This window comes from Herbaspirillum sp. (assembly GCF_035644555.1).
Lineage (GTDB): Bacteria > Pseudomonadota > Gammaproteobacteria > Burkholderiales > Burkholderiaceae_D > Herbaspirillum.
This window is the reverse complement of the sequence record NZ_DASQOH010000070.1, coordinates 37,839-55,507: the sequence shown is the minus strand read 5'-3', so window position 1 is coordinate 55,507 and position 17,669 is coordinate 37,839. Positions and strand designations below refer to the sequence as shown.

The window sequence follows — 17,669 nt, the reverse complement described above, 5'->3', positions numbered from 1 at the left end:
TGCGCTCGTCATTGCGCGGACGCCACGCCGCGTTCGGCGTAGGCCGCCGTATTGCCCTGTTCCTGCTGCTGGGTATGCTGCACCAGGTGCGGAATATCCAGGATCAGCGCCACCCGCCCATCGCCCAGGATGGTCGATCCAGACAGGCCCTTGACCTTGCCGAAGAGACGGCCCAGCGGCTTGATCACCGCCTGGCATTCCCCCAGCAGGCCATCGACCAGCAGACCCGCGCGCAGCTGGCCGTACTGCACGATCACCATGCTCTTGCGCACCCTGCCCTGGGCGCGCTCGGGCAGGTCGAACAGTTCGCGCAGAGGAACGAAGGGCAAGGGCTCGCCGCGCACGGCCACGATGTGACTGCCGTCCTGGTGCGGCGGCATGTCGATGCATTCCACCACCATGTCCAGCGGGATCACGAACACCGCGTTGCCCACCACCACCTGGAAGCCCGAGATGATGGCCAGCGTCAGCGGCAGCCGGATGCGCACCACCGTGCCGCGTCCGCGTTCGGTGTCGATGGCGACTTCCCCCTGTAGTGCTTCGATGTTGCGCTTGACCACATCCATGCCCACGCCGCGCCCGGACAGTTCGGTCACCTGGCGGGCGGTCGAGAAACCGGGCTCGAACACGAAACGATAGATCTCGGCATCGCTGAGGTCCTCGTCGGCCGTGGCCAGGCCCTGCGCCACGGCCTTTTCCAGGATGCGGTCGCGGTCCATGCCGCGTCCGTCGTCCATCACCTCGACCACCACGCTGCCCGATTCATGGGTGGCGTTCAGGCGCAGGGTAGCCTTGGGCGGCTTGCCCGCGGCCACGCGCTCGGCCGCCGGTTCGATACCATGGTCGATGGCGTTGCGCACGATGTGCATCAGCGGATCGGCCAGGCGCTCGACCATGGACTTGTCCAGCTCGGTCTCGGCGCCGGTCATGGTCAGCTCGATATCCTTGTCGAGATCACGGGCGATGTCACGCACGATGCGCGGGAAGCGCTGGAACACTTCGTTGATCTGCACCATGCGCAAGGTCAGCGCGGCGTCACGGATCTGTTCCATCAGGCCATCGATGGCCTGGGTCGCTTCCTCGAACTGGCTGTCCTTGCGGCGACGCGCGATCAGGCGTGCGCTGGCGCCGGCGATCACCAGTTCGCCGACCAGGTCGATCAGCTGGTCCAGCTTGGAAACTTCGATCTTGATGAACTTCTGCTCCTGGGCACGCCGTTCGTCGAGCGGGCGTGGGCGCTGGACGAGGTCCGGCGCCGCCACCGGCAGGACGGGGGTGGCACTCTCCAGCGTGGCCGCCCCCAGGCAGCGCCATTGCACGTCATTGAACAGGCCATGCCGACGCCACAGAGCGACCAGGCGCGCGGCATCCTCACTGGCCAGGCGCTGCAGTACGGAGACGTAGTCGGCCAGCCGGCTATGCGGCGGCAGGATATCGATGCGGCTGTCGTCGCGGACGAACTCGAAGACATCTTCCAGCGTCTGGCGGCTGGAGTCGGAGGCGAAACAGATTTCCACGCCCAGATAGCAACTTTCGGCATCCATGCCCTCGGCCCCGGGAATGCCGGCTTCCACCGGCAGGAGGGCCACGATGCGACCGAGCGAACGCAGGTAATGCAGGAAGGACAGCGGATCGAGTCCGTCGCGCAGTACGTTCTCGTTGAACTGCAACGACAGGTGCCAGTAGGGATAATCGGCCGCCGCCTGGGCGACCAGGTCCTCGCCGCCGGCTTCGGTGGTGGCGAGGACAGCGGATTCACCTGCCACTGCTGCGCCCGGCTGCACGGTGCCAGTCTCCTCAGCGGCGGTCGCGCCCAGCGCCACCACATCGAGTTCGGCCAGCAGGGCGGCACGCCGCTCGGCATTGGGTTCTTGCGCTTCCTGGCCGCGCTCGATGGCATCCACCAGTTCACCGATGTAATCGCCACACTGCAGCAGCAGCGACATCAGGTGGCCGGTGAGGGCCAGTCGCTCCTGGCGCACCAGGTCCAGCAGATGTTCCAACTGGTGCGTGAACTGGACGATGCTGTCGAAGGCGAACAGCCCGGCCGAGCCCTTGATGGTATGGGCGGCGCGGAAGATGGCGTTGATGCATTCGCGGCTCGGCCCCTCCATCTCGATCTGCAGCAATGCGGCCTCCATGGCCACCAGCAGCTCGCGGGCTTCCTGTACCACGGCATCGCGCGCACCATCCTTTTTCATGCGTCCTCCCCGACCGGCAGCGGCATGGCGGCAGGACTGAAGCGCTCATGCAGTTGCAACAGGTCCAGCGCCGACAGTACGGCCGGGCTGTAGGCACCGATCTCCAGTTGACGGTCGCGGTCGGCCAGTTCGCGCCGCAACAGCAACAACAGCTGGATGCCGGCCGTATCGATCTCGTCCACGCCCGCCAGGTCCAGGACCACGCGCGGCTGCGCCAGCGTCAATGCGTGCAGCAGCTCGGGCTTGCGCTCGGCGGCCTGGAAAATGGACAGCCCGCCGCTCACGGTGAGCAGCAGGCTGTCCTCTTGCACGGAATACGTCAGCGGCATGTTCGGGTTCTCGGCTTTCTGTGACGGGCTTACGGTGGCCGGAAATCAGGGCTGGACCAGCTTGGCCACCGCATCCAGCAGCACCGGCGGCTGGAAGGGCTTGTGCACCCAGGCGCGGATGCCGGCGGCCTTGCCTTCCTGCTTGCGCGCCTCGCTGCTTTCGGTGGTCAGCATGATGACGGGGGTGAACTTGTAGGGCGGCATCTGCTTCATCTCGCGCACGAAGGACAGACCGTCCAGGTTGGGCATGTTAAGGTCGGAAATGACCAGGTTGAACTTGCGGCCATCCAGTTTCTTCAAGGCTTCGCGGCCATCGGCGGCTTCTTCCACGTGATAGCCGGCGCTGCGCAGCGCGGCCGAGATGGTCTGCCTCAGGCTGAAGGAGTCATCGACGATCAGTATGTTCTTTTCCATCTCGCTTCCTCAGAAGAAATCCACCTGGGACGGCGCGGCAGGATGGCCCTGCTGGCCGGCATGTATCTGGCGCTGTTCCTGCGTGGTATAGGTCTTTTCGAGGTCGGCCAGCCATTGCTGGGGCGTGGGCAGCTCGGCCTGTCCCGGCTCGGCGGCGCCACGCAGGCGCAGGATGTCCTGTTGCACGTGGTCCAGGATCTGGCTGATGCGGTCCTGGAATTGCAGGTGCACCAGGATGTCGCATACCTCGCGATCGACTTCGCGACCCTCGTCTTCCAGCTCTTCCACGGTGGTGGTCAGCTTCATGGCCGACTGGCGGAAGTCGGCGATGATCTGGTCGATCACGGCGCGCGAGTTTTCCACGATCTCGCCGGCGCCGACGGCCATTTCACCGGTGCTGCCGATGGCAGCCAGGATCTGCTGGCGCGCGCCCTTGGCACGGGCGGCGATCTGGCGGCTGTTCTCGGCCGAGCGTTCGGCCAGCTCCTGCCAGCTCTGGGCATCGCTCAACAGATCGGTCACCCCGGTCTGGCCGGCCAGCTGTTCGTTCTGCTGAGCCAGGCGGCGGATATCGTCATTGGCGGCCATGAGCGCATCGAAGCGCGTGGCCAGGACCTGCCGCGCAGCCTGCATGCCTTCCAGCGCCGACGCGATGATGCCCAACTGCTCGGCCGCATCCTGGATGGTCTGCAGGATATCGCCGCTGGCGGCGCGACTGGCCGGGTCCAGGGTCCCGCCCAGGCGTTCGTGGATGCCGACGAAGCGCGCCGTGAGGCCGTCGATGGCCGATTGGGTCTGCGCCCGGGCCAGTTGGACATTGCCTTGCCACACCGGCAGCACTTCGCGCAGCAGTCCGGCCAGCGCATTCTCCTGCGCGGCTGGCGCGGGCGCGGCGATGGGCGCAGCAGGTGCCAACGCGGGCGCGGCCGCCAGCGCTTGCGCCTCGGCCTGCGGGGCCGGCAGGCAGGTCAGGTAGAAGGCGCCACCGATGAGCAAACCCACCAGCGCACCCAGCCACCAGTGCTGGGCCAGCATCATGAACAGCAGCAGATTGACCAGGCACAGCACTGGCAAGATATTGCGAAGCGATTTCACAGCCACGATCCCGGTTTGTTGTTTCCAGCTTGGGCCCTCCGCATGCTTGCAGCGGACGCACCAAGGTCTTGACGGTGTTTACGGCGGGGATCGGCAGATCTTTTGGTAGCCGGCACGCTGCATCGCGCGCGATGGCAGTCCGCGGCCGGCCCGGCACTAATCTCCCGCCGGGTTGGTCTATCCTGCGCGCACCAACCCACAGCCTATTGTGCTGGTTGCCAGTGTGTCGCCTTTCGTTGAATAAAGGCCAAATTCCGTTGGAGTTGTCGCTGCACCGGATGCGCAAACGCCGTTTATTGCCACAAATACAATAAAAACAGGCCTCCGCAGGCGCCGCCTGCCGGGGGGAAATCAACTACAATGCCGCACCCGGCGTGCCGGGGAAAGAGGACGCATGGAACTGGAAAATTATCACTACATTGCAATCGACGGCCCCATCGGCGCCGGCAAGACATCGCTGGCTGCGCGCCTGGCCAGGCTGTGGGAAGCCCAACCCGTGCTGGAGCGGCCGGAAGAAAATCCCTTCCTGGCCGACTTTTATCGGGATGCCGGTCAGCATGCCTTCCAGACCCAGGTGTTTTTCCTCTTGCAGCGGATGAGGCAATTGCAGGCGCCACTGGACCCGGCGCTGCTGGAAGGGCGTTTCGTTGCCGATTTCATGCTGGAGAAGGACTTGCTGTTCGCCCGCCTGACCCTGGCCGGCGACGAACTGGCACTCTACGAGGCCCTGTATCTGCAGCTGCGCCCGCAGGCGCGACTGCCGGACCTGGTGATCCATCTGCAGGCAGCGCCCGAGGTCTTGCAGGCGCGCATCGCCGAGCGCGGCATCGCCATGGAAGAAGGTATTTCCCTGGATTACCTGCAACGCCTTTGCGAGTGCTACAGTCACTTTTTCTATCACTACGAAGGGGCGCCGGTATTGACCGTCAATACCGAACATCTGGACCCGGCACACAGCGACGCCGATCTCCGGACCCTGCTGCAGCACATCGAAGAGATGCGCGGCAAGCGCGCCTTTCTCAATCAAGGAGGTTGAATTTCCAATGGCAGGCTATCTTCAGGAATCGGGCGCGGCGCGCGCCAAACCGGTGACGACCCACACCCTGCAGGCGATGCGCGCCAAGGGCGACAAGATCAGCATGCTGACCTGCTACGACGCCAGCTTTGCCACCCTGATGGAGCGTGCCGGGCTGGAGACGGTGTTGATCGGCGACTCTCTCGGCATGGTCTGCCAGGGCCATGATTCGACCCTGCCGGTGAGCATCCAGGACGTGGCCTACCATACCGCCGCCGTGGCGCGCGGCAGCAGCACCATGCTGATCATCGCCGACCTGCCCTTCGGCACCTATCCGACCCGTGAGGAAGCCTTCCGCAACGCCGCCCTGCTGATGCAGGCGGGGGCACAGATGGTCAAACTGGAAGGCGGGGTGTGGTTGGCCGATACCATCCGCTTCCTCACCGAGCGCGGCATCCCGGTCTGTGCACACATCGGCCTGACGCCGCAATCGGTGCACCAGCTGGGTGGCTTCAAGGTCCAAGGCAAGACCAGCGATGGCGCGACCCAATTGCACGCCGATGCCCTGGCCGTGCAGCAGGCGGGAGCATCGCTGGTGGTGATCGAGGCGGTACCGGCAACGCTGGGCAAGGAAGTGACCGACCGCCTGGCCATTCCCACCATCGGCATCGGCGCCGGCCCGGACTGCTCCGGCCAGGTGCTGGTGATGCATGACATGCTGGGCGTCTTCCCAGGGCACAAGAGCCGCTTCGTGCGCAACTTCATGGAGGGCGCCGCCAGCATCGAGGATGCGGTGCGCGCCTATGTGGCGGCGGTCAAGGACGGCAGCTTCCCGGCGCCGGAGCACTGCTTCTGAGGCTGCGCGAGGCATCAACCGCCTGCAGCATGACGCAGGCGGACAGCAAAACGGCCAGCGATCTGCTGGCCGTTTTGCTTTGCTGCCGTTGCGCGAAGGATCTTCGGTCTTACTCGAAGAATTCCTTGACCTTGTCCTTCCAGGTCTTGGTCTGCGGGCTGTGCTTGGCGCCGCCTTCAGTGGTCAACTGCTCGAACTCGCGCAGCAGTTCCTTCTGGCGTTCGGTCAGCTTGACCGGCGTCTCCACCACGACGTGGCAGAACAGGTCACCGGCATAACCGGAACGCACACCCTTGATGCCCTTGCCGCGCAGACGGAAGGTCTTGCCGCTCTGGGTTCCTTCGGGAATGGAGAAGGATGCCTTGCCGTTCAGGGTCGGCGCTTCGATCTCGCCGCCCAGCGCTGCCTTGGCAAAGGAGATCGGCATTTCGCAATGCAGGTCGTCGCCATCGCGCTGGAACACGTCATGCGGCTTGATATGGATTTCAACATACAGGTCTCCCGGAGGACCGCCGTTGACACCCGGCTCGCCGTTGCCGGAGGAGCGGATGCGCATGCCGTCGTCGATGCCTTCGGGAATCTTCACCTCCAGCGTCTTGTTGCGCTTGATGCGACCGGCACCGGCGCAGGTGGGGCAAGGTTCAGGAATGATCTTGCCGCTGCCGTGGCACTTGGGGCAGGTCTGCTGGATGCTGAAGAAGCCCTGCTGCATGCGCACCTGGCCATGACCGCCGCAGGTGGTGCAGGTGACCGGCGAGGTACCGGGCTTGGCGCCGCTGCCGTGGCAGGTGTCGCACTGGTCCCAGGAGGGCACGCGGATGGTGGTATCGAAACCGTGGGCCGCCTGTTCCAGGGTGATTTCCAGGTTGTAGCGCAGGTCGGCGCCACGATAGACCTGCGGGCCCGAACTGCGCCCGCCACGTCCGCCGCCGCCACCGAAGATGTCGCCGAAGATATCGCCGAAGGCGTCGGCAAAGCCGCCCGCGCCGGCACCGCCGCCGGCTCCCATGTTGGGATCGACACCGGCGTGTCCGTAGCGGTCGTAGGCCTCGCGCTTCTGCGGGTCCGACAGCATCTCGTAGGCTTCCTTGACCTCCTTGAACTTGTCTTCCGCGCCCTTGCTGTCGGGGTTGCGGTCAGGATGGTACTTCATCGCCAGCTTGCGATAAGCCTTCTTGATTTCGTCGTCGCTGGCGTTCTTCGCCAGTCCGAGCACTTCGTAAAAATCGCGTTTTGCCATGTTGTATAACCCACCTTGTTATTGTGTTCCGTCGCTGCTGCGATGGCCTGCACTGCGGCCGCGCAAGCACGACCGGAAACCAACAATGTGAAAAAGCCGAGTTCAGCTTTTGACTGCGGACTCGGCGTACCGGCCTGGCCGATCAGACAACCCGGCCGGGTGGATGCTGCTGGAGCTGATTTCCTAAAAATCCGCCCGGGCTGCGGAAAAACCGCACCCGGGCGCGAGCGCTGACGTCAGGTAAAACGACGCGTCAGTCCCGGATTACTTCACTTCCTTGAAGTCGGCGTCGACCACGTTGTCGTCCTTCGCGGCTGCACCACCGGCACCGGCCGCACCCGCCTGGGCGCCTGCGGCACCGGCTGCGCCACCGGCGGCAGCGGCTTGCGCCTGCTGGTCGGCGTACATCTTCTCGCCCAGCTTTTGCGCAGCGGTCGACAGGGCAGCGGTCTTGGCATCGATGGAGGCCTTGTCGTCACCCTTCAGGGCCTCTTCCAGCTCCTTGATGGCCGCTTCGATGACTTCCTTCTCGCCGCCTTCGAGCTTGTCGCCGTACTCGCCCAGGGCCTTCTTGGTCGAGTGCACCAGCGCGTCGCCCTGGTTGCGGGTTTCGGCCAGTTCCTTCAGGCGCTTGTCTTCCTCGGCGTTGGCTTCGGCGTCGCGCACCATCTTTTCGATCTCTTCCTCATTCAGACCGGAGTTGGCCTTGATGGTGATCTTGTTTTCCTTGCCGGTGGCCTTGTCCTTGGCGCCCACGTGCAGGATGCCGTTGGCGTCGATGTCGAAGGTCACCTCGATCTGCGGGGTGCCGCGCGGTGCCGGCGGGATGCCTTCCAGGTTGAATTCACCCAGGGCCTTGTTGCCCACGGCCATTTCACGCTCGCCCTGATAGACCTTGATGGTCACGGCCGGCTGGTTGTCGTCGGCAGTGGAGAACACCTGGCTGAACTTGGTCGGGATGGTGGTGTTCTTCTTGATCATCTTGGTCATGACGCCGCCCATGGTTTCGATACCCAGCGACAGCGGGGTCACGTCCAGCAGCAGCACGTCCTTGCGGTCGCCCGAGAGGACCGAACCCTGGATCGCGGCGCCCACGGCGACGGCTTCGTCGGGGTTGACGTCACGGCGCGGGTCCTTGCCGAAGAATTCCTTGACCTTCTCGATGACCTTGGGCATGCGGGTCATGCCACCGACCAGGATCACGTCGTCGATGTCGGAAACCTTCACGCCGGCATCCTTGATGGCGGTGCGGCAGGGCTCGATGGTCTTGGCGATCAGTTCCTCGACCAGGGATTCCAGCTTGGCGCGGGTGATCTTCAGGTTCAGGTGGACCGGCGCGCCATTGGCCATGGCGATGTAGGGTTCGTTGATCTCGGTCTGTTGCGAGGAGGACAGCTCGATCTTGGCGCGTTCGGCCGAAGCCTTGATGCGCTGCAGGGCGATGGCGTCCTTGGACAGGTCCAGGCCGTTGATCTTCTTGAATTCCTCGATGATGTAGTCGATCAGGCGCTGGTCGAAGTCTTCGCCACCCAGGAAGGTGTCACCGTTGGTGGAGAGCACTTCGAACTGCTTTTCGCCATCGACATCGGCGATTTCGATGATAGACACGTCGAAAGTACCGCCACCCAGGTCATACACGGCGATCTTGCGGTCACCCTTCTCTGCCTTGTCCAGGCCGAAGGCCAGCGCAGCCGCGGTCGGCTCGTTGATGATGCGCTTGACGTCCAGACCGGCGATGCGACCGGCATCCTTGGTGGCCTGACGCTGGGCGTCATTGAAGTAGGCCGGCACCGTGATGACGGCTTCGGTCACTTCTTCGCCCAGGTAGTCTTCGGCGGTCTTCTTCATCTTGCGCAGCACTTCTGCGGAGATCTGCGGCGGTGCCAGCTTCTTGTCGCGCACACCGATCCAGGCGTCGCCATTGTCGGCGGCCACGATCTGGTAGGGCATCAGGTTGATGTCCTTCTGCACTTCCTTCTCGGTGAACTTGCGGCCGATCAGGCGCTTGGCGGCGTAGATGGTGTTCTTCGGGTTGGTGACGGCCTGACGCTTGGCGGGTGCGCCGACGAGGATTTCGCCGTCTTCCTGATACGCGATGATGGAAGGCGTGGTACGCGCGCCTTCGGAGTTCTCGATCACCTTGGGCTGGTTGCCTTCCATGACGGAAACGCAAGAGTTGGTGGTGCCCAGGTCAATACCAATGATTTTTCCCATGATTTTTCCTTCGATCTTTCAGCCCTGGATGCCGGGCTACAGTAGTTTTGGATGGTTTTAATATGTGGAGGAAAGATGGACTTTCAAGCGTCGAAACCACCGGAACAAGCAAAAATGATGCCTTTGGCGCTTTTCCCCCTTCGACGCCGGTCCCGTTACTTTCCCTGGGCCACCGTTACCAGCGCTGGGCGCAGCAGACGGTCGGAAATCATATAGCCTTTCTGCAGCACGGCCACCACGGTATTGGCTTCCTGCTCGGCCGGCACGGCCGAGACCGCCTGATGCTTCATCGGGTCCAGCTTGTCGCCGGCTTGCGGGCTGACTTCCTGCAGCTTGTTCTTTTCGAAGGCCGAGCTCAGTTGCTTCAAGGTCATGTCCACGCCTTCCTTCAGGGATTCCAGCGAGGCGTTTTCGATCTTCAGGGCCATTTCCAGGCTGTCCTTGACGGCCAGCAGGGATTCGGCGAAGCCTTCGATGGCGAACTTGTGGGCCTTGGCGATGTCTTCCTGGGCACGGCGGCGGATGTTCTCGCCTTCGGCACGGGCGCGCAGGAAGGCGTCCTGCATCTCGGCAGCACGGGCTTCGGCTGCAGCCAGCTTGTCTTCCAGGGTCGGCTCGGCAGGAGCAGCCTGCTCGGCGGCACCGGCAGCAGCGGTCTCGACCGGCTGCTGATCTTGCTGGGCGGTTTGGGCTTCCTGTTTTTCCATGTCTTGCATTGCTGAATTACCTCCAACGAATCGATTGGTGACGTGCATCCGGCGAGTGGACTAAGCATCTCGCCGGCGCAAGATGCGGCTCAAGTAAGGCATATCCCTGCTTTTTCAAGGGCTATTTGCCCTTTTTTGAGGGGTTTTTTGCCTATTTCTGCGCTTGCAACGGAAATCCTGGATTGGACCGCAGTGACCGGTTCGGCCTTCACGTTCATGGAGGGCCGACCTAATATGAAATCAGGCCCCGACAGGGGCCGCCTCGGACTTGTTCTGTCAACAAGGTGACATCATGAAACCGCCACTGATTGCGGCCACCATCCTCATCGCCGCCTACAGCCTGCTGGCCACCGCCTGGATCAGCTACACCCATCTGGTCGGCGAATTCGCGCTGTAAGGCGGGCCCCCGGGATTCCTGCTGGCGCCCTGCCTGCCCTCCCCTGAGCCGGCTTTGTTCTTCTCTGGCGCAGGTCGCGGCCGGCGGGTGAAATTATCTTTTTCACAACAAACATCTTTCCAGCCCGTATTCTAGCAGGGTGGACGCGGCATTCCGTCGATTCCGGGCGACCAGATGTTGCCAACAGGAAGCATGGGGTGCGTCGGACGGTGGTCGATGCGCTGCGAGGGCGATTACTGCATGGCGCCCAGTGCGCGGGCGCGCTCGGCAGCGATGGCGGCCTGCCGCACGGCTTCCTCGCGCGCGGCGGCATTGCTCATGGTGGGCCAACCGGCCAGATGCTGCTCGACGATCTCCACCATCCCGGCGATCCAGGCCGGCGATTCATTCAGGCAAGGAATGAAGTGAAATTCCTTGCCGCCGGCCTGCAGGAAGTCCTGCTTGACCTCCATGGCGATCTCTTCCAGGGTCTCCAGGCAATCGCTGGTGAACCCGGGACACATCACGTCGATGCGGCGTACGCCCTGGCGCCCCAGTTCCTGGGCAGTGGGCGCGGTGTAGGGCTGCAGCCATTCGGCCTTGCCGAAACGCGACTGGAAGGTGACCTGGTACTGTTCCTCGCTCAAGCCCAATGATTGCGCCAGCAGGCGCGCGGTCTTGTAGCACTCGCAGTGGTAGGGGTCTCCCAGCATCAGCGTGCGCCTGGGTACGCCGTGGAAGCTCATCAGCAGCTTGTCCGGGCGACCATGCAGGTCCCAGTGATCCAGCACCGACTGACGCAGCGCCTGGATGTAGGCATCCTGATCATGATAGTTGCGGATCAGGCGCATCTCGGGGATGTTGCGCACCTGGCGGTAGTGCTCGAAGACCGCATCGAAGATGGAAGCCGTGGTGGTCCCGGAATATTGCGGGTAGGCCGGCAGCACCAGGATGCGGGTGCAGCCCTGTTGCTTCAACTGCTCCAGCACCTGCGGCAGCGAGGGCGTGCCATAGCGCATCGCATACACCACCTGCAGCTGGTGGTGCCCGCGCGCGGCCAACTGCGCGCCCAGCGCCGTTGCCTGGGCCTGGGTGTGCACGCGCAGCGGGGAACCCTGCTCGGTCCAGATGCTGGCGTATTTCTCGGCCGACTTGGAAGAGCGGAACGGCAGGATGATGCCGTTGAGGATGAACCACCAGACCGCGCGCGGGATCTCGACCACGCGCGGGTCCGACAGAAATTGCTTCAGGTAGCGCCGCAAGGCGCTGGCGCTGGGGGCATCGGGGGTGCCGAGGTTGACCAGCACCACGGCGGTGGAGGCCGGACTGCCATGGGTATGGGGAGGTTCTTTGCGGAAGGCCATGATTGCTTCGTAGGATGTTCTTGTTGTGATCGCCGGCGATCAGGAGGCCAGCAGTTCGCGCGCGTGCTTGCGCGTGGTGGCGGTGATTTCCAGTCCGCCCAGCATGCGGGCGATTTCCTCGACGCGGGCCTTGGCATCCAGGCCGTCGATATCAGACAGGGTCTTGCCACCCTCGCTGCGTTTCTTGACCTGGTAATGCTGGTTGGCCTGGCTGGCCACCTGCGGCAAGTGGGTCACGCACAGCACCTGGCGCTCCTGCCCCAGGCGTTTCAACAGGCGCCCCACCACTTCGGCCACGGCGCCGCCGATGCCGCTGTCGACTTCGTCGAAGATCAGGGTCGGCACCGTCGTGGCCGCCGAAGCGATCACCGAGATGGCCAGCGAGATACGCGCCAGTTCGCCGCCCGAGGCTACCTTGGCCAGCGCACGCGGTGCCACCCCGGCATGACCGGCGACCAGGAACTCCACCTGCTCCAGACCATATGCGGCCGGCTCGCCAGGATTGAGCGCGATCTCGAAACGGCCGCCGGCCATCGACAGGTCCTGCATGGCTGCCGTGACGGCCTCACCCAGTGCAGTTGCCGCCTTGGCCCGGGCCTTGGACAATTTCTGCGCCTGCGACAGGTAGGCAGCCTGCAGCTTGTCTTCCTGGGCGCGCAGGGCGTCGAGGTCGCTGGCGTCGGCCAGTTGCTTCAATTGTTCGGAGAGCTTGCGATATTCCTCCGGCAATTCATCGGGCTGCACGTGGAATTTGCGGGCACTGGAATGGATCGCTTCCAGGCGCTCTTCCACTTCCTGCAGGCGCGCCGGATCGAGCTCCACCCGCCCCAGGTAATCATTGAGCGCATAGACCGCTTCCTGCAGCTGGATCTGGGCCGGCTCCAGCGCATCGAGCACGGGCTTGAGGGCGGTATCGACATCCACCAGCTTGCCCAGCTTCTGCGTGATCGAGGACAGTTGCGAGAGGATCGGCGACTCCGATTCGGAGATCACGCCCAGCGCTTCCTGCGCACCGCCGATCAGCGCGGCCGCATGCGAGAGGCGGCTATGCTCGGTGCTGATCTCGGCCCACTCACCGGGCTTGACGGACAGTTTCTGCAGCTCCGCCACCTGCCATTCCAGGCGCTCGCGCTCCAGCAGCACATTGCGGGCATCCTGCTCGAACTGCTCGCGTTGACGTGCCAGCGCGCGCCAGGTGCGGTGGGCAGCGGCGACCTCACGTGCCTGGTCGAGCAGGCCGGCCTGGCTATCCAGCAGCTGGCGCTGCGCATCGGCCTTCATCAGCGACTGGTGCGCATGCTGGCCGTGGATATCGACCAGCATCTCGCCGACCTCACGCAATTGCCCGGCGGTGGCCGCGCTGCCATTGATGTAGGCCTTGCTGCGACCGGCATTGTCGATCACGCGACGCAGCAGCACGCCACCATGTTCGTCGGCGAACTCATGCTCTTCCAGCCAGGCCTGGACCTCGGGCGTGGCGGTGAAATCGGCGCTGACATCGGCCTTGGCCGCGCCCTCGCGCACCACGCTGGGGTCGCCGCGCCCGCCCAGGGCCAGCGCCAGGGCATCGATCAGGATGGATTTGCCGGCGCCGGTTTCGCCGGTGAAGACGGAAAATCCGCGCGCAAATTCGAGCTCGATGGCATCGACAATCACGAAGTCGCGGATCGTTAAGGTACGCAGCATGGTGGTCTCGCAGCGGGTTGGACGGACAGGCCAGAAGAATGGAGCGAACCGGCACGCGCCGGCCGGACTTATTGTAATCGGCCTTCTATCGAGGGGTATTCATTCCAGTGCAGCTTCTCGCGCAGGGTGTCGAAATAGCTCCAGCCCTGGGGATGCAGGAAGGTGATCTTGTGCGCCGAACGGCGGATCACGATACGGTCGCCATGCAACACGCTGGTGAGCGACTGCATGTCGAAGTTGGCGCTGACCTCGCGCCCGGACACCACCTGGATCACGATCTCGCAGGAATCCGACAGCGTGATCGGACGATTGGACAGCGAATGCGGGGAGATCGGCACCATCACGATGCCGTGCAGGCTGGGGTGCAGGATGGGTCCGCCGGCCGAGAGCGCATAGGCGGTGGAGCCGGTCGGGGTGGCCACGATCAGGCCGTCGGAGCGCTGGTTGTACATGAAGCGGCCATCGACCTCGACCCGCAGCTCGACCATGCCGGAGGTGGAACCGCGCGCCACCACCACATCGTTCAAGGCCAGGGCGCGGAAGATCTCGCCGCCCTCGCGATAGACCCGCGCTTCCAGCAGCGAGCGCGACTCGGCCTCGACATTGCCTTCCAGCATTTCGGCCAGAGCCGGTATCATGCGGTCTTGCGCGATATCGGTGATGAAGCCCAGGCGTCCCTGGTTGATGCCGATCAGCGGTACGTTGTAGGGCGCCAGCTGGCGCGCGATGCCCAGCATGGTACCGTCGCCGCCGACCACGATGGCCACGTCCGCGTGATGACCGATCTGCTCCGGGGTCATGCTGTCATAGCCTTGCAGGGCGATGTTCTCGGCGGTTTCGGTCTCGAAGACCACGGTGTGGCCGTGCGACTCCAGGAACACGGCGATGTCCGACAAGATCTGTGCGATGCCGACGGCCTGGTACTTGCCGACGATGGCGACGGTTTTGGGTACGGCTGCCTGAACGGGTAATTTGATGGGCCACATGCTGCGGATTAGACCATAATTTGAGATGACATTGTAATGAAACCAAGCGCTTCCACCCTGCCTCCCCCGCCCATCGAAGCGGTCCTGTTCGACCTCGACGATACCCTCTGGGCCATCGAACCGGTACTGGTGCGCGCCGAAGGCCTGCTCTACGACTGGCTGCGCCAGCACGCACCGGCCGTGGCTGCCGCACATACCGTGGCCAGCCTGCGCGAACGCCGCATGGCCCTGATGCAGACCGATCCGGTCTACCGCATCGACCTCTGGAAGTTGCGCCATACCGCGCTCACCGACGTCTTCCGCGAACATGACGTGGACCTGACCCTGGTCGATCCCGCCATGGCCCTGTTCTCGGAAGCCCGCAGCACGGTGGCGCTGTTCGACGACGTGGAACCGGCGCTGCTGCGCCTCAAGGACAGGCTGACGCTGGGCTCGGTCTCCAATGGCTTCGCCGACCTTGAACGCATCGGCCTGGCCGGGCACTTCGGCGTGTCCATCGCTGCGCACCGCTTTGGTCGTGCCAAACCCGATCCGGCCATCTTCCACGCGGCCTGCGATGCGCTGCAGGTCGCCCCCGGCGCCACGGTCTATGTCGGCGACGATCCGCTGCTCGATGTCCAGGGCGCGCAACAGGCCGGCCTGCGGGCGGTGTGGATGGACCGTTTCGGACGTGCCCTGCCGGCCGGCATCCAGCCCGACGCCATCTGCCGCGACCTGCATGAGCTGCACGACTGGCTGCAGGCGCAAGGGGCGTGAGCAGGGCAAATCCGGCGGCCGCGCATGCCTCTGTCACGTTTTGTCGGATATGCCGCTAGAATATGCACCATGCAACTCGATAACCGCGCTCGCACACTCCTGAAGGCCCTGGTCGAACGGTACATCGCCGACGGCCAGCCGGTCGGTTCGCGCGCGCTGTCGAAACTGTCGGGCCTGGAACTGTCCCCGGCCACCATCCGCAACATCATGGCCGACCTGGAAGAGATGGGTTTCGTCGCCAGTCCTCACACCTCGGCCGGACGGGTGCCCACGCCGCGTGGCTATCGCATGTTCGTCGATACCCTGCTCACCGTCGAGGCGCTCGACGAAAGTGCGCTGGAAGGCCGGCTGCAGGCGCGCCTGCAGCACAGCACCTCGCCTCAGAAGATCATCACCAATGCCGCCCAGGTACTCTCCTCGCTGTCGCAGTTCGCCGGTGTGGTGATGACGCCCAAGCGGGAATCGGTATTCCAGCAGATCGAGTTCCTGCGCCTGTCGGAAAAACGCATCCTGCTGGTGATCGTGGATCAGGGCGGCGACGTGCAGAACCGCATGCTCCTCACCGAGGTCGATTACACCCCCAGCCAGCTGACCCAGGCCGCCAACTACATCAACCAGCACTATGCCGGCCAGTCCTTCGACCAGGTGCGCCTGCACCTGCAGGGCGAACTGCGCCAGCTGCGCGACGACATGACCGCGCTGATGCAGGCGGCCGTCGAAGCCGGCAGCGACGCCATGAGCGAGGAAGCTGACAACAACGTGGTCATCTCCGGCGAGCGCAATTTGCTGTCGGTGACCGACCTGTCCTCCAACATGAATTCGCTGCGCCGCCTGTTCGACATGTTCGAGCAGAAGACCGGCCTGTTGCAATTGCTGGACGTCTCCAGCAAGGCCACCGGGGTACAGATCTTCATCGGTGGCGAATCGCAGCTGGTGCCCATGGACGATATGAGCATCGTCACCGCCCCCTACGAGGTCAATGGCCGCATCGTCGGTACCCTGGGCGTGATCGGCCCGACCCGCATGGCCTACGAGCGCGTCATCCCCATCGTCGACATCACCGCCAAGCTGCTCTCCAGCGCGCTGAGCCAGCACTGAGCGCCCGCACCCGGACGCAAAAAAGCCACGTGGGACTTCTTCACGTGGCTTTTTCTTGTGCGAGATCCAGCCGCTCTGCTGGACGGGGCGTCAGCGCCCCTTCACCTACTTTTTCAACTTCTTGCAGTTCTTGCAATGACCGTACAGGGCCAGCGCGTGGTCGGCAATCTCGAAACCATGCTCCTGGGCAATCTTGATCTGGCGCTTTTCGATTTCGGCGTCGAAGAATTCCTCGACCTTGCCGCAGTCCAGGCACACCAGGTGGTCGTGGTGCGAGCCTTCGTTCAGTTCGAACACGGCCTTGCCGGTTTCGAAGTGATTGCGCTGGAGCAGGCCGGCCTGCTCGAACTGCGTCAGCACGCGGTAGACGGTGGCCAGGCCCACGTCCAGATTGTCGGACAGCAATTGTTTATAGACGTCTTCGGCGCTCAGGTGACGCACAGAGGTGTTCTGGAAGATTTCCAGGATCTTCAGGCGTGGCAGCGTGGCCTTCAGGCCGCTGGCCTTCAGTTCGGATGGATTGTTCGGCATGGTAGAGTGGGTTCCCGGTTTTTACTGGTCTCAAACAGGCGCGCTGGTCCGCTGGGAGGGCCTGGGGGACCGCTCCGGACGGGCTGGGGGGACAGCCTTTTGCGCCCGGAACGCACTCATGCCTATTTAAGAAGTAAGTTCTAGCTTATCATATAGCGCTTTAGGTTCATGGCTCAACCCGGTTGAAAACTTTATGCGCATGCTTTCCCGACTGAAGTCCCGTCATCAAACCACCGCAATCGGCGTCGTCGCGCTGCTGGCTCTGTCGCTGGCCGGCTGTTCCTCGACCAAGTCGCCCGAGCAGGCGGCCCCGACCGACACCTCGGGCGTGAAGGTGACCGGCAAGAGCAACAGCCTGTTCGGCTTCCTCAAGCCCTACCGCATCGACATCCAGCAAGGCAATTTCGTCTCCAAGGAAATGGTGGCGCAGCTGCGCCCCGGCCTGACCCGCGACCAGGTGCGCTTCGTGCTGGGCACGCCGCTGCTGACCGACATGTTCCACGCCAATCGCTGGGATTACGACTTCCGCCTGGCCAAGGGCAATGGCGAGATCATGACCAGCCGGGTCTCGGTGTTCTTCAAGGATGACCTGCTGGATCACGTCGAAGGCGGCGAGAACCTGCCCACCGAAAGCGAATACCTGACCCTGATCACCGACTCCAAGGTCGGCGCCAAGGCCAGCTTCGGCAGCGACAAGGACAAAGCCGACAGCGAAGTCAAGCCGGCCTCGCCTGTGGCGCCCTCCTCGGCCACCGGCAAGTAATCCCCGTATCCCGTCATCCGTCATCCGTCATCCGAGTT

The 17,669-nt window shown here is 63.8% G+C and carries 16 protein-coding genes; 5 read left to right on the top strand and 11 right to left on the bottom strand.

All coding sequences use genetic code 11. The features are described 5' to 3' along the window. Positions 1 to 8 precede the first annotated feature (8 nt). From VE092_RS19180 to VE092_RS19165, 4 genes are read right to left on the bottom strand one after another with little or no spacing between them, the layout of a single operon-like run. A complete protein-coding gene (locus VE092_RS19180) occupies positions 9 to 2,201 on the bottom strand; it encodes a chemotaxis protein CheA (protein ID WP_324879548.1) in 2,193 nt (730 codons plus the stop codon). Next, positions 2,198 to 2,530, bottom strand: a complete 333-nt coding sequence (locus tag VE092_RS19175) for an STAS domain-containing protein (protein ID WP_324879546.1) — start codon at positions 2,528 to 2,530, stop codon at positions 2,198 to 2,200. Before VE092_RS19175 ends, VE092_RS19180 begins: the two co-directional genes overlap by 4 nt. A 45-nt stretch (positions 2,531 to 2,575) precedes the next feature. Further along, on the bottom strand, positions 2,576 to 2,944 hold the full coding sequence (locus VE092_RS19170; protein ID WP_324879544.1) for a response regulator: 369 nt from the start codon (positions 2,942 to 2,944) through the stop codon (positions 2,576 to 2,578). A 9-nt stretch (positions 2,945 to 2,953) separates the two neighbouring features. Then, entirely contained in the window at positions 2,954 to 4,039 is a 1,086-nt protein-coding gene (locus tag VE092_RS19165; protein ID WP_324879542.1) for a chemotaxis protein, read from the bottom strand. Between the two features lie 394 nt (positions 4,040 to 4,433). Between VE092_RS19165 and VE092_RS19160 the strand changes: the two genes are divergently transcribed. Both VE092_RS19160 and panB read left to right on the top strand, forming a co-directional pair. After that, the gene (locus tag VE092_RS19160) at positions 4,434 to 5,075 is read left to right on the top strand and encodes a deoxynucleoside kinase (protein WP_324879540.1); all 642 of its coding nucleotides are present in this window, start codon (positions 4,434 to 4,436) and stop codon (positions 5,073 to 5,075) included. Positions 5,076 to 5,082: 7 nt separating this feature from the next. Next, on the top strand, positions 5,083 to 5,910 hold the full coding sequence (gene panB, locus VE092_RS19155; protein WP_324879538.1) for a 3-methyl-2-oxobutanoate hydroxymethyltransferase: 828 nt from the start codon (positions 5,083 to 5,085) through the stop codon (positions 5,908 to 5,910). Between the two features lie 109 nt (positions 5,911 to 6,019). Here the strand turns inward: panB and dnaJ are convergent, their stop codons facing one another. From dnaJ to VE092_RS19125, 6 genes are all read right to left on the bottom strand, one after another. Next, positions 6,020 to 7,150: a molecular chaperone DnaJ gene (dnaJ, locus tag VE092_RS19150; protein WP_324879536.1), complete on the bottom strand. Its 1,131-nt coding sequence runs from the start codon at positions 7,148 to 7,150 to the stop codon at positions 6,020 to 6,022. 264 nt (positions 7,151 to 7,414) lie between these two features. After that, on the bottom strand, positions 7,415 to 9,364 hold the full coding sequence (gene dnaK / locus VE092_RS19145) for a molecular chaperone DnaK (RefSeq protein WP_324879534.1): 1,950 nt from the start codon (positions 9,362 to 9,364) through the stop codon (positions 7,415 to 7,417). Between the two features lie 155 nt (positions 9,365 to 9,519). Then, positions 9,520 to 10,080: a nucleotide exchange factor GrpE gene (gene grpE, locus VE092_RS19140; RefSeq protein WP_324879532.1), complete on the bottom strand. Its 561-nt coding sequence runs from the start codon at positions 10,078 to 10,080 to the stop codon at positions 9,520 to 9,522. Positions 10,081 to 10,701: 621 nt separating this feature from the next. Next, positions 10,702 to 11,811: a ferrochelatase gene (gene hemH / locus VE092_RS19135; RefSeq protein ID WP_324879530.1), complete on the bottom strand. Its 1,110-nt coding sequence runs from the start codon at positions 11,809 to 11,811 to the stop codon at positions 10,702 to 10,704. Between the two features lie 39 nt (positions 11,812 to 11,850). Then, positions 11,851 to 13,497 carry a DNA repair protein RecN gene (recN, locus tag VE092_RS19130; RefSeq protein WP_324879527.1) on the bottom strand — a complete coding sequence of 549 codons (1,647 nt, stop codon included), beginning with the start codon at positions 13,495 to 13,497 and terminating at the stop codon, positions 11,851 to 11,853. Between the two features lie 68 nt (positions 13,498 to 13,565). Further along, positions 13,566 to 14,483 carry an NAD kinase gene (locus VE092_RS19125; RefSeq protein ID WP_180665618.1) on the bottom strand — a complete coding sequence of 306 codons (918 nt, stop codon included), beginning with the start codon at positions 14,481 to 14,483 and terminating at the stop codon, positions 13,566 to 13,568. A gap of 36 nt (positions 14,484 to 14,519) precedes the next feature. Here VE092_RS19125 and VE092_RS19120 point away from each other — a divergent pair, with 36 nt between their 5' ends. Both VE092_RS19120 and hrcA read left to right on the top strand, forming a co-directional pair. Then, on the top strand, positions 14,520 to 15,239 hold the full coding sequence (locus tag VE092_RS19120; protein WP_324879523.1) for an HAD family hydrolase: 720 nt from the start codon (positions 14,520 to 14,522) through the stop codon (positions 15,237 to 15,239). Between the two features lie 69 nt (positions 15,240 to 15,308). Further along, positions 15,309 to 16,337, top strand: coding sequence for a heat-inducible transcriptional repressor HrcA (gene hrcA / locus VE092_RS19115; protein WP_324879521.1), 1,029 nt, complete (start codon positions 15,309 to 15,311; stop codon positions 16,335 to 16,337). A gap of 105 nt (positions 16,338 to 16,442) precedes the next feature. On the opposite strand, the gene fur is transcribed toward hrcA, so the two are convergent. Continuing rightward, positions 16,443 to 16,868 carry a ferric iron uptake transcriptional regulator gene (gene fur, locus VE092_RS19110; protein ID WP_006461799.1) on the bottom strand — a complete coding sequence of 142 codons (426 nt, stop codon included), beginning with the start codon at positions 16,866 to 16,868 and terminating at the stop codon, positions 16,443 to 16,445. 193 nt (positions 16,869 to 17,061) lie between these two features. On the opposite strand from fur, the gene VE092_RS19105 reads away from it, so the two are divergent. Beyond that, entirely contained in the window at positions 17,062 to 17,631 is a 570-nt protein-coding gene (locus VE092_RS19105) for an outer membrane protein assembly factor BamE (RefSeq protein ID WP_324879519.1), read from the top strand. The last annotated feature ends 38 nt before the right edge of the window (positions 17,632 to 17,669 follow it).

Bases quoted from the DNA above. Each gene is read 5' to 3' on its own strand.
- VE092_RS19170 (WP_324879544.1), bottom strand. From the start codon at position 2,944: ATGGAAAAGAACATACTGATCGTCGATGACTCCTTCAGCCTGAGGCAG.
- hrcA (WP_324879521.1), top strand. From the start codon at position 15,309: ATGCAACTCGATAACCGCGCTCGCACACTCCTGAAGGCCCTGGTCGAA.
- recN (WP_324879527.1), bottom strand. From the start codon at position 13,497: ATGCTGCGTACCTTAACGATCCGCGACTTCGTGATTGTCGATGCCATC.
- VE092_RS19175 (WP_324879546.1), bottom strand. From the start codon at position 2,530: ATGCCGCTGACGTATTCCGTGCAAGAGGACAGCCTGCTGCTCACCGTG.
- VE092_RS19125 (WP_180665618.1), bottom strand. From the start codon at position 14,483: ATGTGGCCCATCAAATTACCCGTTCAGGCAGCCGTACCCAAAACCGTC.
- VE092_RS19120 (WP_324879523.1), top strand. From the start codon at position 14,520: ATGAAACCAAGCGCTTCCACCCTGCCTCCCCCGCCCATCGAAGCGGTC.
- VE092_RS19180 (WP_324879548.1), bottom strand. From the start codon at position 2,201: ATGAAAAAGGATGGTGCGCGCGATGCCGTGGTACAGGAAGCCCGCGAG.
- dnaK (WP_324879534.1), bottom strand. From the start codon at position 9,364: ATGGGAAAAATCATTGGTATTGACCTGGGCACCACCAACTCTTGCGTT.
- VE092_RS19160 (WP_324879540.1), top strand. From the start codon at position 4,434: ATGGAACTGGAAAATTATCACTACATTGCAATCGACGGCCCCATCGGC.
- VE092_RS19105 (WP_324879519.1), top strand. From the start codon at position 17,062: ATGCGCATGCTTTCCCGACTGAAGTCCCGTCATCAAACCACCGCAATC.
- hemH (WP_324879530.1), bottom strand. From the start codon at position 11,811: ATGGCCTTCCGCAAAGAACCTCCCCATACCCATGGCAGTCCGGCCTCC.
- panB (WP_324879538.1), top strand. From the start codon at position 5,083: ATGGCAGGCTATCTTCAGGAATCGGGCGCGGCGCGCGCCAAACCGGTG.
- grpE (WP_324879532.1), bottom strand. From the start codon at position 10,080: ATGCAAGACATGGAAAAACAGGAAGCCCAAACCGCCCAGCAAGATCAG.
- fur (WP_006461799.1), bottom strand. From the start codon at position 16,868: ATGCCGAACAATCCATCCGAACTGAAGGCCAGCGGCCTGAAGGCCACG.
- dnaJ (WP_324879536.1), bottom strand. From the start codon at position 7,150: ATGGCAAAACGCGATTTTTACGAAGTGCTCGGACTGGCGAAGAACGCC.